This is a genomic window from Devosia sp. Micro-HW1, assembly GCF_056341075.1.
This window is the reverse complement of the sequence record NZ_CP094375.1, coordinates 3330462-3357317: the sequence shown is the minus strand read 5'-3', so window position 1 is coordinate 3357317 and position 26856 is coordinate 3330462. Positions and strand designations below refer to the sequence as shown.

Here is a 26856-nt window from a genome sequence, read left to right as displayed (position 1 = left end):
CACCCTTATCGGCAACGGTCATACAGTGGCGCCTAATGCGTTTAGTTGGCAACGTATTTAGCCTGCTTCCGTTCGTGGCCAGGTTTCATGGTCAATCCAGCTCCCTCCCCTCGCGGGAGGGTTGGGGTGGGAGGCTCGCCGACAGGGCGTCAGCCTTGGCCTGCCAGCGCGGGGCGCACCCCCACCCAGCCTCCCCCGTCAAGGGGGAGGAGCCGCACCGCGTCTGCCGCAGTTTCAGCGAAGCTAATCTTCCTTCGCTTCTTCAGGGGGAGGCCGGGGTGCTTTTGCAACAAGTGCAGAGCCCTCGGCTCAAGGCCGAGGGTGACGCGCGATGGGGGTGGATAATGTGGAGGAACCAGACATTCCGGTTGCGACCGCAATTCGGACGTCAGGGCGAACAAAGCGATTGCCTAAATCGGCCGTCTGGATTGACGTCGAAGTTGGTGCGCTGCTGGCCTCGGCACCAAGGCAGTCACCGCGTCATTCCGGCGAAGGCCGGAATCCATGCTCGGTAATGCCTGCAGTGCCTGTGTTCATAGATAGGGTCGGACATGGACCCCGGCCTACGCCGGGGTGACGCAGTGGAGGTTGGGTACGACTGGGTCAACTGGAGACCGGATCACTGCCTCGGTCAGGCGTGGCAACCCGAGAGCTGAAGCGACACGCGACAGCGTGTTGACATTCTCAGGCACGGGCCTAACCTTGTTGGTGGCCTGTGCAGCCAGCCGCTCGCGCCCGATAGGGAATGGTGAATGCACATCGATCTGGTTTGACCCTGCAACTCCTGGGCAGGCTGTTAGCAATGCGAGCACTGATCTTTTCTGCTGCCCGAGAGAAGGATCGAACCCATGCATAGCTACATGGACGCCAAGCTCATGGCGAAACTGCTGCGCCAGGCACTCGCCGAAAGAAGCATCGACATCAGCCACAGCGACAGCCTCGAACTGGTCTCCCGCCAGTTCGGCCTGGCCAACTGGAACATGCTCAGCGCCAGAATTGATCGCGCCGCCGCGACGGATCAGGCCTTACCTGGCGGCTGGTTCAAGGCCGGCAAGAGTCCGCAGCTCTACGATACGCGCCTCGACCCCGAGAACGGTTCAACCGTGCTGATCGCCGCGCGGCCGGACCTGCTGCACGAGGTGCGCGGGGACGACTTCTGCACGGTCATGCAGAGCGTGGACGCCGAGCCGTTCAGAGCCAAGCGTATCCGGATCACCGGAGAGTTAAGGACGGAGGACGCCGGCACCGGCGCGACCATCTGGTTCCGGGTGGATGGCGCCAAAGGCACGCTGCTGTTCGACAATCTCGAACTGCGACGTCCCGATGGGCCGCTGGTGGGAACGCAGGGCTGGAGCGACCGGTCCGTTGTTTTTGACATTCCCGCCCAGGCGCTGAGCCTTCACTACGGCTTCTTCCTCAAGGGAACAGGCAAATGCTGGTCGCGCAAATTCCGCCTCGACGAAGTCGATGGCAGCGTTCCCACCAGCAGTGGCAAGGGACCTGTGCTGCCGCGTCCGACCAACCTCGATTTTGGACAAGGGGCCGCGCACTAACTTTGGAAGCGGCGGCGCTTGTTCGCCGCTTCACCCCACGCGCGTGCGGGGAACCTCAGCCGCCGCCCATGGTGCTGGCGACGGAGCCGGAAAACACCTGGATCATGGCCGGGGAGAGGATGACGATGAACAGCACCGGCAGGAAGAACAGGATGAGCGGCACGGTGAGCTTAGGCGGCAGGGCGGCGGCCTTCTTTTCGGCTTCCATCATGCGGGCCTCGCGGCCTTCCTCGGCCATGACGCGCAGCGCCTGGCCCACCGACGTGCCGTAGCGGTCGGCCTGGATGAGGGCAGTCATCACAGACTTGACGTTGTCGAGGCCGGTGCGGCGTCCGAGATTTTCGTAGGCGCGGGTGCGGTCTTCGAGAAAGCTGAGTTCGGCCGTGGTCAGGGTGAGCTCTTCAGCCAGTTCCACCGACTGGGCACCGATTTCCTTGGCGACGCGCTTGAAGGCATGTTCCATGGACATGCCGGCTTCCACACACAGCAGCAGCAGATCGAGGACATCGGGCCAGGCGCGGCGAATGGAGGCCTGGCGCTTCTGCGTCTTGTTCTTGAGCAGGAGGACCGGCAGGTAAGCGCCGAGCAGGCCCGCGCCGATGGCATAGACCACGTTGATATAGACCGGACGATCGCCTGGAGCCAGGATCAGCAGATAGAACGCGCCGAGGGCAAAGACGGCCAGGGGATAGGCCAGGCGCTGAAACAGGAACTTGGTCAGCTCCCCCTGCCCGCGCAGGCCGGCCATGGCGAGCTTGTCGACCGTATTCTCGTCCTGAAACGCCTTCTTGAGGTCGAACCGCTCCACCGCCTGCTTCATATAGGACTTGGCTTCGGTGCCGCGCCGGATATTGGCGCGGCCGTCGAGGGCGGCATTGCCGCCGCGCAGGCGCGCCATTTCCTCGACCCGCATCTTGTCGCGCTCGAGGGCGACCCGCCTGATGCGGCCCTTCATCTCCTGCTTGACGATGAGCGACGAACCGAAGGTGAAGACCACGGCTGCAGCCGAAATCGCGGCCAGGACGGCGATCAGAAAATCGCGCTGCGTGAGCAGTTCAACAATGCTCATAGGACTGCCCCCCGGTGGCGATCAGATTTCGAACTGCACCATGCGGTACATGACAAAGATACCCGTCGCCATCATCAGCACGCCGATGCCGAGGCAGAGATTGCCGATGGGGGTGACGAACAGCGGCTCGAGATAGCGCGGCGAAGCCAGCGACACGAGGATGGACACGACGATGGGCAGCGAACCGATGATACCGGCCGAGGCCTTGGCCTCCGAGGACATGGCCTTGACCTTCTGCTTCATCTTCTTGCGGTTGCGCAGCACGCGCGCAAGGTTCCCCAGGGCTTCCGAGAGATTGCCGCCGGCCTGTTGCTGGACCGAAATCACCACGACGAAGAAATTCACTTCCGGCAGCGGCACGCGATCAAGCAGCACCTGCACGGCCTCGGTCATGGATAGACCGAAGCTCTGCTGATCCAGCACGCGGGCAAATTCGGACTTCACCGGCTCCTTGGTATCGCGGGCGACGACGCGCATGGAGTCGTTGAGCGGCAGACCGGTCTTGACGCCACGGACGATGGCTTCAATGGCGTTCGGCAATTCCTCGAGGAACTTGTCCTGGTAGCGCTTGCGCTTGTGGGACACATACATGCGCGGCAGCACATAGGCCCCGGCCACCGCGAAGATGGCCGCGAAGTAGAACGGCACCTGGGCGATGAACAGGACGACAAAAAGACCGGCGCCGAAGATCACGCTGTTGCGGATGAAGGTGGCCGGCTTCATCGTCATGCCGGCCTGGAACAGCAGGTTCTCGATGGTCAGGCGTTTCCTGGCGTTGATTTCTTCGGTCTGCGACTTGAGCGCCTGCTGCACGCTCTTGCGGCGGTTCTCACGGACACGGCTGGCATCGGCGCTCTGCCGGTTGGAGCGGATGTCGCCCTGAAAGGCCTTCATGCGTGCTGCGGCCCGCTTATTGCCCAGCGCCGAGGGCACCAATGCGAAGCCGGCAGCCCCGATGGTGACGGCGAACAGGAGGACAAGTAGCAGCGTGGTCATGCTTAGCGCCCCAGGATCTCGTGCTGCTCGGTATTGGCCTTTTCGAGCGCCTCGACGAGGTTGGCTTCCTCGTTGAAATAGCGGGCGCGCTCGGTGAATTGCGGCTTGGTGATGCCGGTGGATCGATGCTTGCCGATCAGCATGCCATTGGCGTCCTCGCCCAGGATGTCATAGACGAACACGTCCTGGGTGACGATGACGTCGCCTTCCATGCCCAGCACTTCGGAAATGTGGGTGATGCGGCGCGAACCGTCGCGCAGGCGGGCGGCCTGGACGATGACGTCGATGGACGACACGATCATTTCGCGGATGGTGCGGCTCGGGAGCGCATAGCCGCCCATGGTGATCATGGATTCGAGACGGGAAAGGGCTTCGCGCGGAGAGTTGGCGTGCAGCGTGCCCATGGAGCCGTCGTGGCCCGTATTCATCGCCTGCAGGAGGTCGAAGCTTTCGGGGCCGCGGACTTCGCCGACGATGATGCGTTCGGGACGCATGCGCAGGCAGTTCTTGATGAGATCGCGCATGGTGATCTCGCCCTCGCCCTCGAGATTGGGCGGGCGCGTTTCGAGACGCACCACGTGGGGCTGCTGGAGCTGAAGTTCGGCCGAGTCCTCGCAGGTGATGACCCGCTCGTCCTTCTCGATGAAGGCGGTGAGACAGTTGAGCAAGGTGGTCTTGCCCGAACCGGTACCGCCCGAGATCAGCACATTGGCGCGGACGCGGCCGAGGATGCGCAGCACTTCAGCGCCTTCGGGCGAGATGGAATTGTATTTGACCAGCTGCTGGAGGGTCAGCTTGTCCTTCTTGAATTTTCGAATGGTCAGAGCAGCGCCATCAATCGCCAGGGGAGGCGCGATGACGTTCACACGAGACCCGTCGGGGAGGCGGGCGTCGCAGATGGGCGAGCCTTCGTCGACGCGACGGCCGACCTGGGACACGATGCGCTGGCAGACATTCATCAGGTGCGCATCGTCGCGGAAGCGCACATTGGTCAGGCGCACCTTGCCGCCGACTTCGATGTAGCACTTCTGCGACCCGTTCACCATGATGTCGGCGATGTCGTCGCGCGCCAGCAGCGGTTCGAGCGGGCCATAGCCCAGCACGTCGTTGCAAATGTCCTCGAGCAGGTCTTCCTGCTCGGAAATGGACATGACGATGGACTTGAGCGCGATGATCTCGGCGACGATGTCGCGGATTTCCTCGCGCGCCGCCTGCGTCTCCATGGTGGCCAGCTGGCTGAGATCGATGGAGTCGATGAGGGCGTTGAAGATGGCCGACTTGGTCTGGAAGTATTCCTTGGCGCGCTGCGCGTCGGCGGGAGCGCGGACATCGAGCACTTCATCGGTGGTGCGCAGGCGCGCGCCCATGCTGTCACCATCGCTAGCGCGGCGCTGCGGCGCGGCAACCGGCGCGGGCGGCGGGCTGGCAACCGGCCGTGGCGCCTCGCTCAGTCCCGGAGTGTTGCCGCCGAATGTGGTGCGCTTGCCAAACATCTACTTGCGTTCCTGACTAGGCCCGTTTCCTGAACAGCGCCGGCAGCTTCAGAAGCGCCGCCGACTTGCTGCCGCTGTGAGTGACCTGACGGCCGGTGACCTGCATGCCGATTGACGAGAAGGTCTCGATGACCTTGGTGCTGGACGACACTTCGGCGATCATCTGGCCATTGTTGGCGGCCGTGCCGAACAGGGCCGCATCAAAGCCGATCTGGCCGATGAGGCTGCATTCGACCGATGACGCGAACTCGCCCGAGCCGATTTCCGGCCGGCGCGGCACGCCCTGCTTGTTGATCACCAGCTTTGGCGCGGCGTCGGTAGGCCGCAGCGTCTTGATCGCGTCAGCCAGGTTCTTGGCGTTGCGCAGATTGGCCAGATCGGGCTCGGCAACGATGACCACGTCGTCGATAGAGGCCAGGGTCTGGCGGGTCCAGGCATTCCAGACATGGGGAATGTCGAGCACGATGACCGGCACGCTCTTCTGGCAGATCTCGATGACCTGCTCGAACTCGCGCTCCTCGAAATCCCAGGTGCGGTCGAGCGTGGCGGGCGCGGTCAGCAGGTTGATATGGTTGGCCGCCTTGCTCATCAACCGGTCCAGCATGGTCTGGTCGACCTTCTGGTTGGCGAGAACCGCATCGGCCAGGCCATGAGGCGGATCCTGGTTGAAGTTGAGTCCAGCCGTACCGAAGGCCAGATCCATATCCATGATGAGGCAATCCTGCCGCAGGCCGGTGGCGATCGCCCAGGCGACATTGTGGGCAATGGTGGAACTGCCCGCCCCGCCCTTGGCGGCGATGAAGCCCACGGTCCGTCCGATCGGCGCGGCGCCTTCGGCCGCATAGAGATCGGTGATCGCGGTGACGATTTCGGACGATGACGCCGGCAGGACGACATATTCGGAAATGCCGGAGCGGATCAGCTCGCGATAGAGCAGCACGTCATTGACATGGCCCAGCACGATGACGCGGGTCGACGCATCGCACACTTCGGCCAGACGCTCGAGGCTGGCCGGAATCTCCTGCGGCGAGAGCGTGGTCTCGACGACGATGAGATTGGGCGTGGGGTTGGACTTGTAGGTCTCGACCGCACCCTCGATGCCGCCATTGTGGGTGGTGAGGGCCACCTTGGACATGCGCCGGTCATGCATGGCGCTCTCTACCAGCTGGGCCGTCTGCGAATTCTCGCAGAAGGCCTGGATGGTGATGCGGGGCACGAGGCGGGCACCCGAGGCGATCTCGGCTGCCGGTTCTTCGACCTGCTGGGGCTTATCAGGGGTAAGGAAACTCATGAAACTTCTCCTGATCCGCAATCAATCCAAGACGAAGCCGACCGAGCCGGAGAAACCGCCCCGGAATTCGCCAGTGGCACCGACGCCATACATGCTTTCGATCCGCCCCAGGAAAATGCCTTCGGCATCGGTGGCGGGAGCCGATGTATCGGTGGGCAGGGCGATGGTGTTGGCCGGGCTCGGGCTGACCAGATAGGGCGTGACGAGAATGACCATTTCGGTCTCGAGGTTCTGGTATTCGCGCGACCGGAACAGGGCGCCCAGGATGGGAATGTCGCCCAGGACCGGGAGCTGGCTGATATTGGAGGTGGTACGGCGATCCAGCAGGCCGCCGATGGCCAGCGTGTGGCCGGCACCCAGTTCGACCGATGTCACCGCCTGGCGCTTGGAGATCGACCCATCAGCCTGCGGCTCGGAGACCGAGGTGTTGACCGAGAGCGCGATCATGCCGTTGGAGCGGATCACCGGGGTGAACTCGAGCTCGACACCATAGGGCTTCCAGGTCGTCTGGCGCACATTGTCGACCATTTCCGAATAAGGCAGTTCGCCACCCGCCAGGAAGTCGGCGGTCTGGCCAGATATTGCGGTCAGCACCGGCTGGGCCAGAACATGCACGGCACCGCGATCTTCCAGCGCCCTGATGGCCGCATTGATCTGCAGGTCCGGGCTCGCCCAGCCTGCATCGACGCCGTGGCCGGCATTCGCGGTGGGTCCGTTGAAGGCGACCGACAGGTTGCCGATCGAGGCGGTGCCCGACAGGTTGATGCCCAGTTGCTTGGCGACGTCGCGGCGCACTTCGGAAACCGTGACCTGCAGCATGACCTGCTGCGGTCCGGTCACCTGGATCAGGCTGCCGCCCTCCCCTTCGCTCTCGGAGATCGCCCAGGCCATGGCCTCGGCATTGGCCTTGTCTTCGGCGGTCCGCACGGTGCCGGTGAGGACGAAGTGGACCTTTCCGTTGGTCGAATTGTTGGTGAGCGTCTCGACCCGGATGTTGGAACCGGGAATGACACGCGCCAACGTGTCCTCAAGCGCCCGGCCGACCTGAAGCTGCGGCAGGATGATATCGACATCCAGAACGCTGATGGTGCGACCGGCATCATCGATGAAGATGATGTTGGTCGAGCCTTCCGCAAGACCCTGGACGATGGCGCGGGTCCGGCTGCGCATGATGGCTGCGGCAATGCCGGGCTGCGAGACGACGACTTCGGCGACGCCCGCGGGCAGATCGACGATCATCGACTTGTTCATCTCGACCTCGACCTCGCGCAGCGCACCATAGGCGCTGCTGGCAATGGTGAGCTGGGCATCGGCGGCCTGGGCCAGGCCGGGCGTCGCGGGGACAAGCATCAAGGCCACCATCCCGGCGGCCCGGAGGGCGCGGGATGAGCAGCGGAACTTGGAGGTCTGGGTCATGTGCATCATCTCTTGCCCCTACTGCGGCAGGACCTGCGGCGTTTCGGTCGCCGCCGGGAATGAGGTGTCAGGCGTGGAGGCGTCGGCGGCACTGTAGCCCTGCCCGCTGGAACCGCTGCCGGCCAGGACGCTCTGCTCCTTGCCGTAGCGGATCAGCCGGACGGCCTGGTTGGTGGTGACGGGCGTTGCATCGACGCGATTGAAATCGACCACCGAGCGCAGGGTCAGGCTGAGCTGGCCGCGGGTGGATGCATTGACCAGCGTTTCCGCCTCGGCCGGATCGAGCTCCAGGGTGGCGATGGTGGCATTGTCGAAGGTGACCGGGGTCGGGCTGGCCTCGGCGCCGGTCTCGTCGCCGCCGGTGACGCCCATCTCGCCCAGACGCTTGCCGATGGCGAGAACCCGAACATTGGAGAGGATGACTTCGGAGCGCTGGCCCATATCGGACGAGGTGGTGAGCAGCACGTCGACATGATCGTTGGGGACCACGAAGCCGCCGGCGCTGGAGGCCGGCGTCACGGAAACCGAGACGCCGCGCTTGCCGGCCGACAGAACGGCGGACAGATAACCCTGATCGGCGCGGACCAGCTTGGCCTCGCGGATCGGCTCGCCGGGGAAGAATTCGAAGCGGGCGACAGCGCCGGTCAATTGCGCCGGGGCGTCGGGCATGGCGGACACGGTGACATATTCGGAGCGCAGGGCGCCTTCCGGCCAATCCTGCCACTCAACGCGGTCGGCACTGAGGCGCTCGCCGACACCGATAGGCGCCTTGGCCACCAGAACCTGGGCCTTGGCCTCCTCAACCACCTGCGTGACTGTCGTGGTTGTCGGGGCCGGAGCCCGCCCACCGCGCGTCACCAGGAAGGCAGCAAGCGAACCAGCCACCAGGGCTACCAACAACAGGATAATACGCGCCGGCCTCATGACCTACTCCGGTTGGGGGCAATAAAGGCCCATTTCCACCGGCTGAACTATGAGACCAAAGGGTCAAAGTTTAGTTAATCAGAACTTTGCAAAACTCGTTAACGAGTTATGAATGCTTGCTTTTTGCAAACGACATTGCAAACAGCAACACGCGCCCACAGTTTCCTGCGGGAGCGTCGGGTCACCAGTACTGGATCTGCGATATGGTCAGGCGGCGAGGCTCGCGAAGATCGCCGTGTTGGAATATGTGAGCAGGCCCGCAATCGCCATGGCCACCCCGTAGGGAACGCCCTGCTTCTTGTCATGCAGGCGCTCAAGCCAGCGGAAACGCGAGATGGCAGGGATCAGGGGCAGCCGGCGCAAGGCAAGGACGGCAAGGGTCAGCGCCCCGCCTAGAAGGGCCGTATAGATAAGGTAGGGCAAAGTGAGGCCGAAACCGAGCCACAGCGTCGTGGCGGCGGCCAGCTTGGCGTCACCGCCGCCAATCCAGCGCATGGCGAACATGCCGAAGGCGACGACGAGCACAATGAAGGCGCACAGGAGATGCAGAGCGAATTGCTGCAAGGGCATTTCCACCAGCAGGGCCACGACCACGAAACCGGCGGCCAGGAGCAGGACCAACTTGTTGGAAATGCGCATGGTCAGCAAATCGGACGAGGCGGCAAAAGCCATCAGCAGGGGAAAGAAAAACAGCGCTGTAATCTGGAACATGTCATCCTCCCGGCAAACGATTGCCCCCGAACCCGGCCAGTATGGGCACGGTTCGTTTAAGAAATGGCGAATGGCGGGGAGTGTAGGCTCGCTTAGCGGGACAGGCCCGCGGTGACTTCATTGCGGATGTAGCCCCAGAGACCTTCAAGGCCGCCGCCCAGCAAGAAGGCGGACCCAAGGACGGCCATGGAGAGCAATGAGGCGATCAACGCATATTCAATTGCGGTGGCGCCGTTCTCGTCGCGAATGAAGCGCGCGTATACGGCTGCAAGTCCAGAACTGATCCCCATTGGTCCAGACATTCCAATTCCTCGCCAAGATGATCAGAAGTCGCGGGCTCACCCATGACGGATGAGCCCGCAGACGCATTGGCGCATCACTATCGGTGATGCCGTCGACAATGAATATCGACGTCGCTTACGCGCTCTTAGTCGAACGAGAGCTGATTGTTGATCTCGCCGAAGACGTTGGCCAGACCATTGCCCAGCGTCGAAACGGCGGCAATGATACCAACGGAGATGAGTGCGGCGATCAGGCCGTACTCGATTGCGGTCGCGCCCGACTCGTCCTGCGCGAAACGTGCGAAAATGTTCATTCCCAGGCTCCTTTTTACACGTTCTGAAGTGACTGCAGTGTCGGACCACGTCACAGATCGAACATGTCCAAACGCTATCTTTCACAGGTTGAAATAGCGTTAACTCGAAAGCCACCCAAACCACCAAGATCGCTAGCGAATTTCTTGATGATCCAAGAGTTGCTGCAAATGATAAAAGTTTATCTAAATGCACGCCTTTGTAGAACTGCGCAGCCTGCGTCCAGTTAACTTATCGTTAATTCGCACAGCGCCCAATCAGCTCCAATAAATAGTCAACACCCACATCGAGGCGCAGGAGAACCATCGCCGAATGGCGCGTTTGCCAAGTATTTACCATTCCGCGTGATCCTAGAGGAACAGAGTACCAGTTCCGGATTTTCGCCATGTTCCGTCCCGCCGCCATTGCCTTGCTGCTTGCCACCAGCCTTGCCGCACCAATGCCCGCCCAGGCCCAGGACGGCGCCCCGATCAATGTCAATGTGAACATGGCGCGGGTGTTGCGGATCAGCGCACCGGCCGCAACGGTCATCGTGGGCAATCCCGGCATTGCCGATGTCACCATCCAGGACCCGCAGACGCTGATCCTGACCGGCAAGAGCTATGGCCAGACCAATCTGATCGTGCTCGACAGCCGCGGCGAACCGGTGGCCGACACATTGGTGGAGGTCGTACAGATGACGGCCGGCGTGATGACCGTCTATCAGGGTCTCAACCGCACCTCCCTCTCCTGCGCGCCCACCTGTCAGCCGGTGGTGATGATGGGTGACGACCCGGGCTTTTCGGGCCAGACCCTGGCCTCGTCACAGCTGGTGCAATCAGCGGCTAATTAGGCCCGTCGGGCGCGAACGTGGTCGCCGTGTTAGCCGATGTTTAACCAAGTATCGCGGCCCGCACAGTCTTCAGCGATAAACTAACCTTTGAGTTAGGGTCTCCACATAGTCTGCCCGCAAGGTAACAAGCGGGGCCGGAGGATGGTGCTCGACGGAATGAGGAAGGTCCTGCACCGGCAGTTGCGTCGCTTCGCTCGCGACGACGGCGGCGTCACGGCCGTTGAATTCGGCGTCCTGGCCTTTCCCTTCTTCAGCATTATCGGCGCCATCATCCAGACTTCGGTCGTGCTATTGGCCTCGCAGGTGCTGGAAAGCGCCGTCTATGACGTGTCGCGCACCATTCGCACCGGGCAGGCGCAGAATGCCAACATGGATGCCGACCAGTTCCGAGCGGCGATCTGCGCGCGGCTCTATGGTCTGTTCCCCGATTGCGCCGCGGGCCTGCATGTGCGCGTCAATGTGGTGACCAACTTCCAGTCCGCGACCACCCAACCCCCGATCCCGCGCCCATGCGTGGCGCCCTGCGACTGGACGGAGACCCAGAGCTTCGCGGCTGGCCAGGGCAAATCCGTAGTGGTGGCGCAGGTCTATTATCGCTACCCGATCGTCCTGCAGCTTGGCCCCCTGGGCCTTTCGAACATGGCCGACGGACGCCGCCTGATGGGGTCGACCGCCGTTTTCCAGAACGAGCCATTCTGATGCCTGGCGGACGCACCATCAGGGCCGCGCTCAAGCGATTGCGGCACAGCGAAGGCGGCGCGGCAGTGGTCGAATTTGCGCTGATCCTGCCGGTCATGCTGATGGTCTATCTGGGCACGCTGGAAGCCAGCCTGCTCATCATCACCGACCGGAAAGTGCAGTCGACCGCGGGCGCCGTGGGGGACCTCGTGGCCCGATCGGACCAGACCATTTCAACGGGCACGATGCTGGACTATTTCCGCGCTGCGGGCAGCACGATGCAGACGCATTCGCTCGACGACCTGCTGCAGGTGGTGACGGCTGTGGCCGTGGATGCGGACGGGAACCCGACCGTGGTATGGACCCGCCAATTCGATGGCAATGACATGTCCAGCACGACACCTTATACGGTGGGTGACGAATATCCCCTGCCCCAGGAAATGATCGACATTTCCAGAGGGCGCATGGTGATTGCGGCGGAGGCCCGCTATTCCTATCCGCCGGTGACGAACATGATCTTCGACAACACCGTCTCTCTCTTCCGCTCGAGCTTTTTCCTGCCCCGCTTCGGCGGCACGATCACCCTGAGCCCCTAAGCCCAAACGCCGCGCCCGGCTGGCTTGCCCGGCGGTGGACGCCGTGGCACAAGCCAGGCATTCCTCCCCTGACTACCGGAAGCGCTATGCACGAGAACGATACCATCATCCCCGTCTTCGACCTGGGCGGCGTCTTCGTCGACTGGAACCCGATGTATCTGTTCCGCAAGCTGTTCGAGAGCGAGGAAGATGCCCTGTGGTTCCACCAGAATGTGTGCACCGGCGACTGGAACCTGGAATTCGACGCCGGCGAAATCTATGCCGAGGGTGTCGCCAAGCTGATTACGCGCTTTCCGAAATACTGGCGCGAAATCCAGGCCTTCGACCTGCGCTGGAAAGAGACCTTCAACGGCTTCTACCAGGGCACGATCGACATCCATAACGAGCTGATCGAGCAGGACATCCCCACCTTCGCGATCACCAATTTCTCCTGGGAGAAATGGGTGAGCTGCCTTGGAGAATGGCCGTTCCTCGAGAAGTTCGACGGTGTCGTCGTGTCTGGCCTCGAAGGCCTCGTGAAGCCCGATCCGCGGCTCTATCGCGTGTTCTGCGAGCGCTATGGCCTGGCGCCCGAAGCCTGCGTCTTCATCGACGATAGCGAGCCCAATATCGTGGCCGCGCGCAAATACGGCATGAAGGGCATCCATTTCAGAGATCCGGTGCATCTGCGCGCCGACCTGATCGCGCTGGGGCTGCCGCTCAAGGCGAAATAACATCTTCCATTCTTCTCCCCCTCGGGGAGAAGGTGGCGCGTAGCGCCGGATGAGGGGGATGTTTCAGCGAGAATGGAGATATCCCCCTCACCGACCCGGCTGCGCCGTGCCACCTCTCCCGAGGAGGAGAGGAAAGAAGCATATCTACTGGAACCGGCCGCCGCGCTGGATGACTTCGATCTTGTAACCATCGGGATCGGTGGCGAAGAAGAAGCGGGCGACCGGCACAGTGCCGTTCTTGAAATCCACCAGCTTGCCGACGGTGAACCCCTCGGCGGTGAAGCGATCGTATTCGGCCTGGAGATTGTCGACGATAACAGCCAGGTGCCCATAGCCATCGCCCAGATCATAGGGCTCGGTGCGGCCGTGATTGATGGTCAGCTCCAGCTCGAAGCCGCCGAGTTCATGGGCCATGTAGACCAGCGTGAAATCGGCAAAGGCAAGCCGGTTGACGATTTCGAGTCCGAAGGCGCGGCGATAGAAATCGACCGACCTCTCCTCGTCGATGACGCGGATCATCGAATGAGCGAGTTTTGCCATTTTATTCCCTTTCGCAGTTCCACCCTAGTCTTCTCCCCATCGGGGAGAAGGTGGCGCGAAGCGCCGGATGAGGGGGAGGTTCAGCTAGGGTGGCGACAGCCCCCTCACCGCCTCGGTTCTGCTCCCCGATGGGGAGAGGAAAGAGGTTACCTCGTGCCGTACATGCGGTCGCCGGCATCGCCGAGACCTGGCACGATATAGCCCTTCTCGTTGAGGTGGCTGTCGATGGAGGCCGTGAAGATCGGCACGTCGGGATGAGCCTCGGAGAAGTGCTTGATGCCTTCGGGCGCGGCCAGCAGGCACAGGAAGCGGATGTTGTTGGCGCCGCGCTCCTTGAGCTTTTCCATGGCGGCGGTGGCCGAATTGCCGGTGGCCAGCATCGGATCGACGACAATGATCAGGCGGTCCTCGAGATTGGACGGCGCCTTGAAATAGTATTCGACCGGCTCGAGCGTCTCGTGATCGCGATAGATGCCGATATGGGCGACGCGGGCGGCCGGCACCAGGTCGAGCATGCCGTCGAGCAGGCCGTTGCCGGCGCGCAGGATGGAGGCGAAGACCAGCTTCTTGCCCTTGATGGCCGGAGAATCCATCTGCGACATCGGCGTTTCGATCGGGATCATTTCCAGTTCGAGATCGCGCGTGACTTCATAGCACATCAGATGCGCAATCTCGCGCAGGAGCCGCCGGAAACCGGCAATGGAAGTCTCCTTGTTGCGCATGATGGTCAGCTTGTGCTGGATCAGGGGATGATCGATGACCGTCACATTGCCTTCGACTCTGCTCATCGACACACCTCTTTGGTTTTCACAAGAATGACTTGCCGTGACGGCCGGGCGCGAGCCCCAGCCAGGCGGCTATGCTTTCACCTATATCAGCGAAGCTCTGGCGAATGCCAATCTCTCCCATCGGCAGGGCTGGGGAAAAGACCAGGATCGGCACCTGTTCTCGCGTGTGATCGGTGCCAGGCCAGGTCGGATCGTTGCCGTGGTCGGCCGTCAGCACCAGCAGATCGTCATGGCGCATCCTGGCGATGATCTCGGGCAGGCGGCTGTCGAACAGTTCCAGCGCGGCGGCATAGCCGGGCACATCGCGGCGATGACCGTATTCGCTATCGAAATCGACGAAATTGGTCATGATGAATGCCCGGTCGCCGGCCATTTCCATGGCTTCGAGCGTGCGGTCGAAAAGCTGCGGAATGCCGGTGCCCTTGAGCTTATGGGTCACGCCATGGCCGGCATAGATGTCGGAAATCTTGCCGATGGCAAAAACCTGGTTGCCCGCGGCCTGATTGCGGTCGAGCAGGGTCGGCTCGGGCGGGGAAATGGCAAAGTCGCGGCGATTGCCGGTGCGCTTGAAGGTCGCTGCGCTTTCGCCTACGAAGGGGCGGGCGATGACGCGGCCGATCTTGAGCGGTTCGGTCAGCTCGAAAGCGATCTTGCAGATTTCATAGAGGCGATCGAGGCCGAAATGGCTCTCATGAGCGGCGATCTGGAACACGCTGTCGATGGAGGTGTAGCAGATGGGCATGCCAGAGCGGATATGCTCTTCGCCCAGTTCGGCGATGATGTCGGTGCCAGAAGCATGCTTGTCGCCGAGGATGCCGGGAAGACCCGTGCGCTGCAAGAATTCTGCAATCAGCCCGGGCGGGAATGTCGGCTCGGTCTGGGGAAAATAACCCCAGTCGAAGGGTACCGGCACGCCGGCGATTTCCCAATGGCCCGAGGGCGTGTCCTTGCCCCTGGAGATTTCGCGGCCCACACCGAAGCGGCCGCCCATGGGTGTATCGGAGAGATTGGGGGGCAGGGTGCCGGTCGACAGTTTGATGGCGGCGCCGAGGCCCAGCGCATCCATGTTCGGCACACGGAGCGGGCCAGCGCGCAGTCCGGCGCGGTCTGCCTGGCCGGATGCGGCCCATTCGGCAATGTGGCCAACGGTGTTCGAGCCCTCATCGCCATAGGCAGCGGCGTCAGGCGCGCCGCCGATACCGACGCTGTCGAGCAGGCAGACAATGGCGCGGGGCATGGCGTCCCTCCCTCAAATCCGGTTCAATATGTTCGTCGTCATTGCCCGGCTTGTCCGGGCAATCCACGGTTCTGCGCGCGCCGCGTCATCGCATGGATCACCCGGACGGGCCGGGCGATGACGGTGTGGAGAAAACGAGATCATGCTGGCGAAATCCTGCCCGCTACGAGGGGGTTTTGCGGTACATTCCCATCGAACCCATAGGCGCGACGCAGCCGCGCTTCGGCATCGGCAGCGCTGGCCTCGTCAGCGGCGTGAATGCGCGCAATGGGCGTCTGCCGGTCGGCCATGGCGCCCAGCGGGGCGAGACGATCGAAGCCCACGCGATGGTCAATGACATCCGTCGGGGTCGCGCGACCGCCACCCAGGGCCACCACGGCCATGCCGACGCCGCGGGTGTCGATGGACGAAATGGTGCCCTGCCCCGTGGCAAAGACATCGCGGATGATGGGCGCCGGCGCGAGATGGGTATCCATATTGTCGATGAAGTCGGCGGGACCGCCCAGGGCCGCAACCATCTTGCCGAAATGTTCGGTGGCGCGACCGGAATCGAGGGCGTCATCGACCAGTGCGCGGGCGGCGGAAGGCGTGTCGGCCTTGCCCGTCATCAGGAGGATTTCGGCGCAGAGGGCCAGCGTCACCTCTTTGAGGCGCGCGTCCTGGTGGGAGCCGGTCAGAAAGTCGACGGCATTGCGGACTTCGAGACCATTGCCAGCGGCCGAGGCCAGCGGCTCGTTCATATCGGTGATGAGCGCGCCGGTCCTGAGGCCCGCGCCATTGGCGACGGTGACAAGGCTTTCGGCGAGGGACCGGGACTGTTCCAGCGTGGGCATGAAGGCGCCGGTGCCGGTCTTCACATCGAGGATCAGCGCGCCGAGACCGGCAGCCAGCTTCTTGGAAAGGATCGAGGCGGTGATGAGGGCGATGGATTCGACCGTGCCGGTGACATCGCGGATGGAATAGAGGGTCTTGTCGGCGGGGGCGAGATCGGCGGTCTGGCCAATAATGGCGCAACCGGCTTCCTTCACCACCTTGCGGAAGAGCGCATTGTCCGGCTGGGTCTGGTAGCCGGGAATGGAATCGAACTTGTCGAGCGTGCCGCCGGTATGGCCGAGGCCGCGACCCGAAATCATCGGCACATATATGCCGACGGCCGCCAGGATCGGCGCCAGCATCAGGGAAACATTGTCCCCCACGCCGCCGGTCGAATGCTTGTCGGCCACCGGGCCATCGAGGTCGGACCAGTCGAGCACGGTGCCGCTATCGCGCATGGCCAGGGTCAGCGCCACGCGCTCGTCCATGGACATGTCCTGGAAATAGACCGCCATGGCGAAGGCAGCGGCCTGCGCATGCGAGACGCTGCCATTGGCGAAGCCATGGATGAACTGGGCGATGTCTTGGCTCGGAAGCTTCTCGCCGTTGCGCTTTTTCAGGATGACTTCTTGTGGGAGGAAGACCATGAATTTCTCGATTGTTTCCGCATCCCCCTCACCCGCCCTTCGGGCACCCTCTCCCCGAGGGGGAGAGGAATGGCCCAGCGTTTGTCGCGAGAGTGGAGCCAATTCTTCTCCCCCTCGGGGAGAAGGTGGCGCGTAGCGCCGGATGAGGGGGACTCACGCCCCGTAAGGAATCCACACGTTTTTCACCTGCGTCGCCTTGCTCAGGAAATAGGTCCCGGCAAAGCGTGGATCGGCGAGGTCGTAGTAAAGCCCCCGACTGGTCCAGGTCTGCTTGAGGTTGCCCACCGATGCCTTTTCGACCATGGCGGAGGCCTCGGCACTGCCGGCAAACCACATGCCGTCGACGCCGTCATGTTCGGCCAGCGTCCTGGCCAGGGTGACGCTGTCGCCGGTGACGATATTGACCACGCCCGAGGGCATGTCGGAGGTTTCCAGCACCTGGTAGAAATCGGTCATCGACAGTGGGCTGCGATCAGACGGGACCAGCACCACCGTATTGCCCATGGCAATGGCCGGGGCAAGCAGCGCCACTGAAGCCAAAAGCGGCCGTGACGGTGGGGCGACAATGCCCATGACGCCCAAGGGTTCGACCATGGCGGCGGCGACCATGCGCTGGGGCGGGTTATGAATGGCGCCATCATATTTGTCGGCCCAGCCGGCAAAGGCAAAGAGTCGCTCGATGGACTGAGTGACTTCGGCAGCTCCATCCTCGCCGGTCTGCGCCTTGATGCGGGCGGCGAATTCATCGCGACGATAGTCGAGGTTTTCCGCGAGGAAATAGAGGATTTGCGCGCGGGCATGGGCCGCGGTGGTGCCCCAGCCCAGGGCGGCGCGGGCGGCTTCCACGGCATTGCGGATATCCTTGCGGTTACCCTCGCCGACTTCGCCGATCAGTTCACCCTTCGCATTGAGCACCGGGCGATTGTAGCCAGAGTCAGGGCGGGCCTGCTTGCCGCCGATATACATTTTTGCGGTCTGGTCGAGACCATCGCTGTCGAGCGGATTGGCTGTGGCCTTCGCGGGAGCCGCGCTGGCGGGAGCGGCCTTCAACGCTTTTTCCCAACTTGGCTTGAGATAGACGCTCATGCCTTCGCGGCCGCCCTCGCGACCAAAGCCGCTTTCCTTGTAGCCACCGAAGCCTACGGCTGCGTCAAAGTTGTTGGTGCCGTTGATCCAGACCACGCCGGCCTTGAGTTTTGGCGCAATGTCGAGCGCGAGGTTGATGTTCTCGCTCCAGAGCGTGGCGGCGAGGCCATATTTGGTATTGTTGGCCAGCGCCACTGCTTCTTCCGGCGTGCGGAAGCTCATGGCGACCAGGACCGGCCCGAAGATTTCTTCGCTGACCAACGTATTGGCCGGGGAAACATTGGTGACGAGCGCGGGCTTGAGGAAACAGCCATTGGCAGGCAATTGCCCATCGGGCTCATAGACCACGGCGCCTTCGGCCACGCCCTTCTTCATCAGGTCGCGGATGCGCTCGACCTGCACCGGGGCAACCAGCGCGCCAATATCGACAGACTTGTCCAGCGGATCGCCGACGCGCAGCTTGGCCATGCGGGAACGCACCTTGGCGAGGAAGCGCTCCTCGATGCTCTCCTGCACCAGGAGGCGCGAACCGGCGCAGCAGACCTGGCCCTGATTGAACCAGATGGCTTCGACGAGGCCTTCGACGGCGCTGTCGAGATCAGCATCTTCGAAGACGATATAGGGCGACTTGCCGCCCAACTCGAGCGATAGACCCTTGCCCGAGCCAGCCGTGGCGGCGCGGATGATCTTGCCCACTTCGGTCGAGCCGGTGAAGGCGATCTTGTCGATATCGGGGTGGTTGACAATGGCAGCGCCGGTATCGCCCTCGCCGGTGACGATATTGACGACGCCCTTGGGGAGGCCGATGCGCTCGCAGATTTCGGCGAACAGCAGAGCCGTGAGCGAGGTGAATTCAGCGGGCTTGAGCACGACCGTATTACCGGCGGCCAGAGCCGGCGCGATCTTCCAGGCCAGCATCAAGAGCGGGAAATTCCAGGGGATGATCTGCCCGCAGACGCCGTAGGGGACGTGGTCGGGGAACTGGGTGGAGAGATGCGTGGCCCAGCCGGCGTGGTGATAGAAATGGCGCGCCACCAGCGGAATATCGGCGTCGCGGCTCTCGCGGATCGGTTTGCCATTGTCCATGCTTTCGAGCACGGCAAACAGGCGCGCATGCTTCTGCACGGATCGGGCGATGGCATAGAGATACTTGCCGCGCTCGTAGCCGGACAGGGCCGACCAGGTCTTGAAGGCAGCGCGGGCGGCCTTGACCGCCGCATCGACATCTTCGGCCGTGCCGTCGGTAATGTCGGCCAGCTTCTGCCCATTGGCAGGATTGTCGCTGGCAAAAGTCTTGCCCGGCTTGGTCCATTTGCCATTGATGAAATGGCCGAACTTGCGACCATGACTATCGAGCCAGGCATTGGCCTGATCGGGCGCCTCGGGGGCGGGACCATAGTCAAGGCTATCGAAGATTTGCGCGATCTTGTTCATGCTTTCCTCCGGGTGGCGTAGCCCCACCCTCATCCGCCCTTCGGGCACCTTCTCCCATCAAGGGAGAAGGGCAACGCGGAGAGCTCTCGGTTCTCTTCCCTTCTCCCCTCGTGGGAGAAGGTGGCGCGTGAGCGCCGGATGAGGGGGCCTTCGTCCCCTCCAAAATCATCACACCATCGGCTGCCTGTAATCAGCCGCATAGTGCCCGGTCAGGCCATGTTCGAGCTGGCGTTCAATGTCCGTGAGAAGGCTCGACGCGCCGAAGCGGAAGAGGTGCGGCTGGAGCCAGTGGGTGCCCAGTTCTTCCTTCATCAGCGCCATGTATTTGAGCGCGTCGCCGGCCGTGGCGATGCCGCCGGCGGGCTTGTAGCCGATCTCGATGCCGGTTTCCTCGGCGAACCAGCGGATCATGCGGATCATGGTCAGCGACGTCACGAGGTTGGCGTTGACCTTTTCCTTGCCGGTGGAGGTCTTGATGAAATCGGCGCCGGCCAGCATGCAGACCAGCGAGGCCTTGGCGATATTGGTCTGGGTGGCCAGTTCGCCGGTGCCCAGGATGGTCTTGATATGTGCGTCGCCGCAGGCCTTGCGGAAGGCTCTTACTTGGTCATAGAGCGCTTGCCAGTCACCTCTGAGCACCATGCCGCGCTCGATTACGATGTCGATTTCCTCGGCGCCATCCCTCACCGAAGCCTCGATCTCGGCGATCTTGGTTTCGACCGGGGCGAGGCCATGCGGGAAAGCGGTGGACACGGCGGCAACCGGTATGCCGCTACCTTCGAGCGCCCTGACCGCAGTGCCGACAAAGGTGTGATAGACGCAGACGGCGCCGGGCAGGATGCGGCGATTGCCCATGCCGAGCTGGTCGAGAATATCACGGCGGATCGGGTTGCGGGCCTTGGCGCAGAGGCGTTCGACCCGGCCATCGGTATCGTCGGCATTGAGCGTGGTCAGGTCGATCAGGGTGATCGCCTTCAGGAGCCAGGCCAGCTGATAGTCTTTCTTGACGGTACGGCGCGCACCAATGGAGCCGGCGCGGCGTTCCAGCGCCGAGCGGTTCATGCGCACGCGCTCGACCCAGTCGAGGTCCAGCGGATAGCCCGGATTGCGCTTGTGACCGGCCTCTGAATGCGCGGTGTCGACGACCTTGAGACTCATAGCTCCTCCACCAGCGCGGGGATGAGCTTTTTCAGCTTCTCCGCGCCCTCTACGGCCATGTGCTTGGTATGCTCATGGCTGATATTTTCACTCGACAGGCCCGCGCCCATATTGGTGATGGACGAACAGGCCCAGACCTTCATGCCAAGGAAACGCCCGAGGATGACTTCGGGTGCCGTCGACATGCCTACTGCATTGGCGCCGAGGCGCATGGCCATCTGGATTTCGGCGACCGTTTCGAAGCTGGGGCCCGAATACCAGAGATAGACCCCCTCCCCGAGCGCATAGTCGAAGCGCTGCGCAATCCCTGTTGCCTTGGCGCGCAGGTCGAGGTCGTAGCAATTGACCATGTTCACAAAGCGGCGGTCGGTGGGTTCACCGATGAGCGGATTCATGCCAGCATAGTTGATGTGATCGGCAATCAGCATCAGGTCGCCGGGCTGGAAGCGCCCATCCACCGAACCCGCCGAATTGGTCAGCAGCAGCGTCTGCGCGCCGAGTTCGGCGATTGTCTCCAGCGCCGGACGCATGGCGGCGGCATTGCCGTGTTCGTAATAATGCTCGCGGCCGGTGAGGACCGCAATGCGCTTGCCGCCCATCCGTCCGATGATGAGATCGCGGCCATGGCCCGAGACACCCCCGCCGGGAAAGCCCTTCAATTCCGAATAAGGGATGAGGACCTTGTCCTCCATCAGCTCGCCGATGGAAGAGAGGCCCGAGCCCAGCACCAAAGCGGCGCTGATCGGTTCGTTCCCCGCAATCTTTCGGATGGTCTTGGCAGGCTTGCTCATTGCTGTCCTCCAGCGCGCCGATACCCCTCACCCGTCTCGGCCTTCGGCCGATCCACCCTCTCCCACAAGGGGCGAGGGGTAGCGCGGTGCGTCGGGAGGTACGGTGCCCCCCTTCTCCCCTTGTGGGAGAAGGTGCCCGAAGGGCGGATGAGGGGTGACCTGCTCATTTGCCGAGGAACTCCGGGCCGAAGGAATGCGGCAGCAACTGGCCCAGCGTCTGCACTAGCGGGGTGCCGTCGACGCCATGGGAAATCACTTCCACGTCGGGATCGGCGAATTCGCGGATGCGCTGGCGGCAACCGCCGCAGGGGGTGACCGGCATGGTGCCGGGGCCGGTCACGTAGATGCGCCTGATCCGCTTGCCGCCGCCCGCAATCATGGCGGCGATGGCGCTGGGCTCGGCGCAATTGCCGACCGGATAGGCGGCGTTTTCGACATTGCAGCCGGCATAGATCCTGCCGTCGTCGGCCAGGATAGCGGCGCCCACCTGGAACTTCGAATAGGGCGCATAGGCCCGCGCACGAACGGCTTCGGCGGCCTCGAAGAGGGCCTTGTCTATCTCTTGCATGGTCATCGCTTTCGGCGCCGGGCCCGAAGGCCCTAGCGCTCCTTGGTATAGGGTATGCCAGCGGCCTTGGGGGCCACGGCACGGCCGATGAAACCGGCGAGCAGGACTACCGTCAGCACATAGGGCAGCGCCTGGATGGCCTGCACCGGCACTTCGCCGATGATCGGGAAGCTCTGGCCCTGGATGCGGAACTGGACCGCGTCGAGGAAGCCGAACATGAGACAGACCAGCAGCGCCGGGCCGGGCCGCCACTTGGCAAAGATCAGCGCCGCCAGCGCGATATAGCCGCGGCCGGCCGACATGTTGTTGTTGAACCCTGCCGACTGGGCGATCGAGAGATAGGCGCCGCCAATACCCACCAGCACGGCTGTGATGATCAGGGCCTGATAGCGCAGGCGCGTCACCGAAATGCCGGCCGTATCGATGGCCTTGGGGTTTTCGCCCACGGCGCGCATACGCAGACCAAAGCGGGTGCGGAACAGCACCCAGGACGTCACCGGCACAGCGATGAAGGCGAAATAGGTGATGATATTGTGGCCCGAGATCAGCTCGAAATAGATCTGGCCGATGATCGGCACGTCCCGGATCTCGTTGGCGAAGGGCAGCGTGATCGGGTTGAAGCGCTGGTCGCCGGAGAGCTGGGGCGTATAGCCGCCGCGATGGAACCATGACTGGCCAAGGAAGGTGGTGAGACCGGCGGCGAGGAAATTGAGCGCCACGCCGGAAATGGTCTGGTTGCCCTTGAAGGTGATCGAGGCCAGGCCATGGATGCCAGAGAACATCAGCGCCGCGGCAATGCCGGCGAGCAGCCCGAGCCAGGCCGAGCCGCTCACGGCCGCCATGGAGGCGGCCGCAAAGGCGCCGGCCAAGAGCTTGCCCTCAAGGCCGATATCGACAATGCCGGCGCGTTCCGAATAGAGGCCGGCCAGACACGCCAGGATCAGCGGGACGGCGAGGCGCACCGTGGAGTCGAGGATGAGGGTCAGATCGACGAGATAGCTGTCCATCATTTGGCTCCCGTCGAGGGTTCAGGTCGGGTCAACAGACGTGACAGCGGCGCGCGCAGCATGTCGCCCATGGCGCCAGTGAAGAGAATGACCAGCGCCTGGATGGTGACGATCATCTCGCGGGTAATGCCCGGCATCTGGAAGGCCAGTTCCTGCCCGCCCTGATAGAGAATGCCGAAGAGCAGCGCCGAAAGACCCACACCCACCGGGTGGCCCCGGCCCATGAAGGCCACAGCAATGCCGACAAAGCCGGCGCCGTTGACGAAGTTGAGAATGAGACGCCCCTGCACGCCGCCGACATTGTTGACGGCAACCATGGCAGCCAGCATGCCCGACATGGTCATGACGATCATGATCAGTTTCTGGTTGGAGATGCCCGCATAGCTGGCAGCCACCGGATTGTGCCCAAGCGCCCGGACGGCATAGCCGAACTTGGTGCGCCAGATCAGCCAGTAGACGAAGATCAGCGCGGCGATGGCCAGGAAGAAGGTGAGGTTGACCGGCGAATTCCTGAACAGCTCGATGAAGGTCCTGAGCTGCGGCACGCGGGTAATGGCCTCGAGCGGCGCGCTTTCGTCGGAATTGACGCCCTCGGGCTTCAGCACGCGGCTGATGAGAAAGCCCATCATGGCCGTGGCTATGAAGTTGAACATGATGGTGGTGATGACGATATGGCTGCCGCGCTTGGCCTGCAAATAGCCCGGTATGAAGGCCCAGGCCCCGCCAAAAGCGGCGCCGCAAAGCACCATCAGCGGGAAGACGATCGCCCAGTGCATGCCATTGAGTGCGAGACCGACAAGGATGACACCGAGGCCAGCCACATAGGCCTGCCCCTCGGGTCCGATATTGAACAGGCCCGCATGATAGGCCAGCGACACGGCAAGGCCGGCGAAGATGAAATCGGTTGTATAGTAGAGCGTGTAGCCGAAGCCCGAGCCGTAGCCGAAGGCGCCGTAGAGCATGATGCCCACGGCCTCGATCGGGTTCTGCCCGACGGCCAGAACGATGAGGCCGCCTACGAGGAAAGCCAGGGCGACATTGAGCAGGGGCAGAAGGACGACGTCGGCCCAGCGTGGCAATGGGGTCATCAGTTGGTATCCCTGCCGGAATTGTCTTTGGGGCTCATTTCGACCAGCGTCTGCTGCACCGGCGTTTCATGCGCAGGCAAGGTGCCCGGCTCGGTGACAACGCCATCGGCATGCGAGCCTGTCATCAGCAGCCCCAGTTCGGTTTCATCGGCGGTGGCCGGATCGGCCTCGCCCACCAGATGCCCGTCGAAGAGCACCAGGATGCGATCGGACAGCGAGCGGATTTCGTCCAGCTCCACCGAAACGAGCAGGATGGCCTTGCCCGCGTCGCGCATCTTGATGATCTGGTTGTGGATGAATTCGATGGCGCCGATATCGACCCCGCGCGTCGGCTGGCCGACGATCAGCACGTCGGGATCGCGTTCCATCTCGCGCGCCAGGACAATCTTCTGCTGATTGCCGCCCGAGAAATTGGACGACTTCAGATCGAGATTGGCGGGGCGGACGTCGAATTTCTTGAGATAGGTTTCGGCAATCGAGCGCGCCTTGTCGATGTCGAGCCCAAGGCCTTGGCCATATTTGTCCTGATAGCCAAGAATGGCGTTTTCCCAGGCCATGAAATTTGTCACCAGACCCATGCGCAACCGGTCCTCGGGCACATGGGCGAGTCCGGCCGCGCGCGCCCTGGCGGCGCCGTCATCACCTTCGAGCGAGAGCACCTGGCCATTGACGGCAATGGAGCCGCCCAGCTGGTCGCGCATGCCGGCGATGGATTCGAGCAGTTCGGATTGGCCGTTGCCGGCCACGCCGGCAATGCCGACGATTTCGCCGGCGCGCACCTGGAAACTGATATTCTTGACGCGCGGCACCTTGAAATCGTCGGTGACGATCAGGTTCTTGACGTCGAGCAGGACCTTGCCGGGATTGGCGGGACCCTTTTCGACGCGCAGCAGCACGCGGCGGCCCACCATCAGCTCGGCCAGTTCGCCGGGCGAGGTGTCCCTGGTGTCAAGCGTCTTGACCATGGCGCCCTGGCGCATGACCGAGACTTCATCGGTGATGGCCATGATCTCGCGCAGCTTGTGCGTGATCAGGATGATGGTCTTGCCTTCCTCGCGCAGCTTGCCGAGGATGCGGAACAGGTGGTCGGCCTCGGCAGGGGTCAGAACGCCGGTGGGCTCGTCGAGAATGAGGGTCTCGGCGCCGCGATAGAGGGCCTTCAGAATTTCCACGCGCTGCTGCTGGCCCACCGAGAGGTTCTCGATGATGGCATCGGGATCGACTTCGAGGCCGTAGTCGCGCGCCAGTTGCTTGAGGTGATCGCGCGCCCTGTTGAGCGTCGGGCGCAGCAGCGCCGAATCCTCGGCCCCCAGCACGACGTTTTCGAGCACGCTGAAATTGTCGACCAGCATGAAGTGCTGGTGCACCATGCCGATGCCTAGTGCCAGGGCGTGGCGGCTGTCGGTAATGTTCTGCACCGTGCCGTTGACGCGGATTTCGCCGCTATCGGCGGTGTAGAAGCCATAGAGGATCGACATCAGGGTCGATTTGCCGGCGCCGTTTTCGCCCACAATGCCATGCACCGTGCCACGCCTAATGGCCAGGTGAATGTCCTTGTTGGCGTGAACCGGACCGAAATGCTTGTTGATGCCGACAAGCTCGATAGCGAGCGCAGAGGCAGCGGTCCCGGAGGACCGCTGCTCGTTTGTCGGGTTAAGACCTGTCATCGCAGTCTAACCCCTTGTTGGGAGCCTTAGAGGGCTTCGCAGGTCTTGTCGGTGCGGAAATCGTGCACGGTGATGGCGCCCGAGATGATGTCGGCAGTGGCCTTTTCGACGGCCGCCTTCATTTCGTCAGTGATGAGGGCGGCATTGTTGTCGTCAAATGCAGCGCCAACGCCTTCTTCGGCTAGGCCCAGGGTGATCACACCGGGAGCCCAGGTACCGTCTTCCACGCCCTTCATGGCATTGTAGGTGGCGACGTCGACGCGCTTGAGCATCGAGGTCAGGACCGAACCGGGATGGAGGTGGTTCTGATTGCTATCCACGCCGATGGAATACTTGCCGGCGTCGGCAGCAGCCTGGAGCACACCGGCGCCAGCACCACCGGCCACCTGGAAGATCACGTCCACGCCCTGGTCGAGCTGCGAACGGGCAACTTCGGTGGCCTTGACCGGGTCGTTGAAGGCTTCAAAGCCGGTGCCGACATAGGTCTCGATGACCTCGATGTCCGGATTGACCGACTTGGCGCCCTGGGCATAGCCGCAGGCAAAGGCTTCGAGCAGGTCGAAGTTGAAGGCCGGCACAACGCCGATCTTGCCCGATTCGGACTGCATGGCAGCAAGGATACCCACGAGGTAGGAGCCTTCGTGTTCCTTGAAGACCACCGACTGCACGTTGGGCAGGTCGACGACAGTGTCGATGATGGTGAACTTGGTATCGGGGAATTCCGGCGCAACGGCGCGCAGAGCGGTTTCCCACGAAAAGCCCGGCAGCACGATCGGGTTGTTGCCGCGCGAGGCGAACTGGCGCACCGCCTGTTCGCGCATGGCGTCGCCCGAGATTTCCAGGTCCTGATAGGCGCCGCCTTCGGCCTTGAAGCGTTCGGCACCGGTATAGGCGGCTTCGTTGAACGACTTGTCGAACTTGCCACCACCGTCATAGACGAGGGCGCCGTCGGCAAATGCTGCACCAGCCAGAACGGCGCTGAGTGCGACACCACCGGCGAAGGCCTTGGAAAGCTTAGAAATTTTCATTGATTTACGTCTCCCTGTCTCGCACCAGCACCGGAACCAAGCCCGTTGGTCAATCTGCGTGCGCTAACAAGGAATAAAATCGTGCAATGGCCTTTGCCGCAAGGGGGAAGGCGCGTAATTTTTCCGAATGGTCAAAATT

At 62.7% G+C, this 26856-nt stretch carries 25 protein-coding genes and 1 pseudogene; 5 read left to right on the top strand and 21 right to left on the bottom strand.

Annotation, left to right across the window (positions count from 1 at the left end):
- The first annotated feature begins 848 nt into the window (after positions 1 to 848).
- On the top strand, positions 849 to 1553 hold the full coding sequence (locus tag MQW79_RS16140; protein ID WP_476585486.1) for a glyoxalase superfamily protein: 705 nt from the start codon (positions 849 to 851) through the stop codon (positions 1551 to 1553).
- 55 nt (positions 1554 to 1608) lie between these two features.
- On the opposite strand, the gene MQW79_RS16135 is transcribed toward MQW79_RS16140, so the two are convergent.
- From MQW79_RS16135 to MQW79_RS16095, 9 genes are all read right to left on the bottom strand, one after another.
- Positions 1609 to 2622, bottom strand: a complete 1014-nt coding sequence (locus tag MQW79_RS16135) for a type II secretion system F family protein (protein WP_476585485.1) — start codon at positions 2620 to 2622, stop codon at positions 1609 to 1611.
- 21 nt (positions 2623 to 2643) lie between these two features.
- Positions 2644 to 3618: a type II secretion system F family protein gene (locus MQW79_RS16130; protein ID WP_476585484.1), complete on the bottom strand. Its 975-nt coding sequence runs from the start codon at positions 3616 to 3618 to the stop codon at positions 2644 to 2646.
- 2 nt (positions 3619 to 3620) lie between these two features.
- Complete coding sequence (locus tag MQW79_RS16125; protein WP_476585483.1) at positions 3621 to 5111, bottom strand: CpaF family protein; 1491 nt, start codon at positions 5109 to 5111, stop codon at positions 3621 to 3623.
- A gap of 16 nt (positions 5112 to 5127) precedes the next feature.
- A complete protein-coding gene (locus MQW79_RS16120) occupies positions 5128 to 6402 on the bottom strand; it encodes a CpaE/TadZ family protein (protein WP_476585482.1) in 1275 nt (424 codons plus the stop codon).
- Positions 6403 to 6423: 21 nt separating this feature from the next.
- Positions 6424 to 7818: a type II and III secretion system protein family protein gene (locus MQW79_RS16115; protein WP_476585481.1), complete on the bottom strand. Its 1395-nt coding sequence runs from the start codon at positions 7816 to 7818 to the stop codon at positions 6424 to 6426.
- Positions 7819 to 7836: 18 nt separating this feature from the next.
- Positions 7837 to 8742 carry a Flp pilus assembly protein CpaB gene (gene cpaB, locus MQW79_RS16110; RefSeq protein WP_476585480.1) on the bottom strand — a complete coding sequence of 302 codons (906 nt, stop codon included), beginning with the start codon at positions 8740 to 8742 and terminating at the stop codon, positions 7837 to 7839.
- A 207-nt stretch (positions 8743 to 8949) separates the two neighbouring features.
- The gene (locus MQW79_RS16105) at positions 8950 to 9453 is read right to left on the bottom strand and encodes an A24 family peptidase (protein WP_476585479.1); all 504 of its coding nucleotides are present in this window, start codon (positions 9451 to 9453) and stop codon (positions 8950 to 8952) included.
- Between the two features lie 92 nt (positions 9454 to 9545).
- Complete coding sequence (locus tag MQW79_RS16100) at positions 9546 to 9743, bottom strand: Flp family type IVb pilin (RefSeq protein ID WP_476585478.1); 198 nt, start codon at positions 9741 to 9743, stop codon at positions 9546 to 9548.
- 137 nt (positions 9744 to 9880) lie between these two features.
- Positions 9881 to 10048 carry a Flp family type IVb pilin gene (locus tag MQW79_RS16095; protein ID WP_476585477.1) on the bottom strand — a complete coding sequence of 56 codons (168 nt, stop codon included), beginning with the start codon at positions 10046 to 10048 and terminating at the stop codon, positions 9881 to 9883.
- A 383-nt stretch (positions 10049 to 10431) separates the two neighbouring features.
- Between MQW79_RS16095 and MQW79_RS16090 the strand changes: the two genes are divergently transcribed.
- The 4 genes from MQW79_RS16090 (at position 10432) to MQW79_RS16075 (ending at position 12865) form a co-directional block, all read left to right on the top strand.
- Positions 10432 to 10878, top strand: coding sequence for a pilus assembly protein N-terminal domain-containing protein (locus tag MQW79_RS16090; protein ID WP_476585476.1), 447 nt, complete (start codon positions 10432 to 10434; stop codon positions 10876 to 10878).
- Between the two features lie 156 nt (positions 10879 to 11034).
- A complete protein-coding gene (locus MQW79_RS16085) occupies positions 11035 to 11577 on the top strand; it encodes a TadE/TadG family type IV pilus assembly protein (RefSeq protein WP_476585475.1) in 543 nt (180 codons plus the stop codon).
- The gene (locus MQW79_RS16080) at positions 11577 to 12152 is read left to right on the top strand and encodes a TadE/TadG family type IV pilus assembly protein (RefSeq protein ID WP_476585474.1); all 576 of its coding nucleotides are present in this window, start codon (positions 11577 to 11579) and stop codon (positions 12150 to 12152) included. Before MQW79_RS16085 ends, MQW79_RS16080 begins: the two co-directional genes overlap by 1 nt.
- A gap of 86 nt (positions 12153 to 12238) precedes the next feature.
- On the top strand, positions 12239 to 12865 hold the full coding sequence (locus MQW79_RS16075; protein WP_476585473.1) for an HAD family hydrolase: 627 nt from the start codon (positions 12239 to 12241) through the stop codon (positions 12863 to 12865).
- A 144-nt stretch (positions 12866 to 13009) separates the two neighbouring features.
- Here the strand turns inward: MQW79_RS16075 and MQW79_RS16070 are convergent, their stop codons facing one another.
- The 12 genes and pseudogenes from MQW79_RS16070 to MQW79_RS16015 form a co-directional block, all read right to left on the bottom strand.
- Complete coding sequence (locus MQW79_RS16070; protein ID WP_476585472.1) at positions 13010 to 13405, bottom strand: VOC family protein; 396 nt, start codon at positions 13403 to 13405, stop codon at positions 13010 to 13012.
- 146 nt (positions 13406 to 13551) lie between these two features.
- A complete protein-coding gene (upp, locus tag MQW79_RS16065) occupies positions 13552 to 14193 on the bottom strand; it encodes a uracil phosphoribosyltransferase (protein ID WP_476585471.1) in 642 nt (213 codons plus the stop codon).
- Between the two features lie 19 nt (positions 14194 to 14212).
- Positions 14213 to 15430: a phosphopentomutase gene (locus MQW79_RS16060; protein WP_476585470.1), complete on the bottom strand. Its 1218-nt coding sequence runs from the start codon at positions 15428 to 15430 to the stop codon at positions 14213 to 14215.
- Between the two features lie 140 nt (positions 15431 to 15570).
- The gene (gene deoA / locus MQW79_RS16055; protein ID WP_476585469.1) at positions 15571 to 16890 is read right to left on the bottom strand and encodes a thymidine phosphorylase; all 1320 of its coding nucleotides are present in this window, start codon (positions 16888 to 16890) and stop codon (positions 15571 to 15573) included.
- A gap of 153 nt (positions 16891 to 17043) precedes the next feature.
- Positions 17044 to 19410, bottom strand: coding sequence for an aldehyde dehydrogenase family protein (locus tag MQW79_RS16050; RefSeq protein WP_476585468.1), 2367 nt, complete (start codon positions 19408 to 19410; stop codon positions 17044 to 17046).
- 168 nt (positions 19411 to 19578) lie between these two features.
- Entirely contained in the window at positions 19579 to 20568 is a 990-nt protein-coding gene (gene deoC, locus MQW79_RS16045; RefSeq protein WP_476585467.1) for a deoxyribose-phosphate aldolase, read from the bottom strand.
- Positions 20565 to 21359: a purine-nucleoside phosphorylase gene (locus MQW79_RS16040; RefSeq protein ID WP_476585466.1), complete on the bottom strand. Its 795-nt coding sequence runs from the start codon at positions 21357 to 21359 to the stop codon at positions 20565 to 20567. The genes deoC and MQW79_RS16040 overlap by 4 nt, the downstream gene beginning before the upstream one ends.
- Positions 21360 to 21522: 163 nt before the next feature.
- Complete coding sequence (locus MQW79_RS16035; RefSeq protein ID WP_476585465.1) at positions 21523 to 21933, bottom strand: cytidine deaminase; 411 nt, start codon at positions 21931 to 21933, stop codon at positions 21523 to 21525.
- A 26-nt stretch (positions 21934 to 21959) separates the two neighbouring features.
- Positions 21960 to 22934 (bottom strand): ABC transporter permease, encoded by a 975-nt coding sequence (locus MQW79_RS16030; RefSeq protein WP_476585464.1) that lies wholly within the window; start codon positions 22932 to 22934, stop codon positions 21960 to 21962.
- Positions 22934 to 24022 carry an ABC transporter permease gene (locus tag MQW79_RS16025; protein ID WP_476585463.1) on the bottom strand — a complete coding sequence of 363 codons (1089 nt, stop codon included), beginning with the start codon at positions 24020 to 24022 and terminating at the stop codon, positions 22934 to 22936. Before MQW79_RS16025 ends, MQW79_RS16030 begins: the two co-directional genes overlap by 1 nt.
- Positions 24023 to 24138: 116 nt before the next feature.
- A pseudogene (locus MQW79_RS16020) lies at positions 24139 to 25689 on the bottom strand (ABC transporter ATP-binding protein); the annotation flags it as partial.
- 26 nt (positions 25690 to 25715) lie between these two features.
- Positions 25716 to 26717 (bottom strand): BMP family lipoprotein, encoded by a 1002-nt coding sequence (locus tag MQW79_RS16015; protein ID WP_476585462.1) that lies wholly within the window; start codon positions 26715 to 26717, stop codon positions 25716 to 25718.
- Between the last annotated feature and the right edge of the window lie 139 nt (positions 26718 to 26856).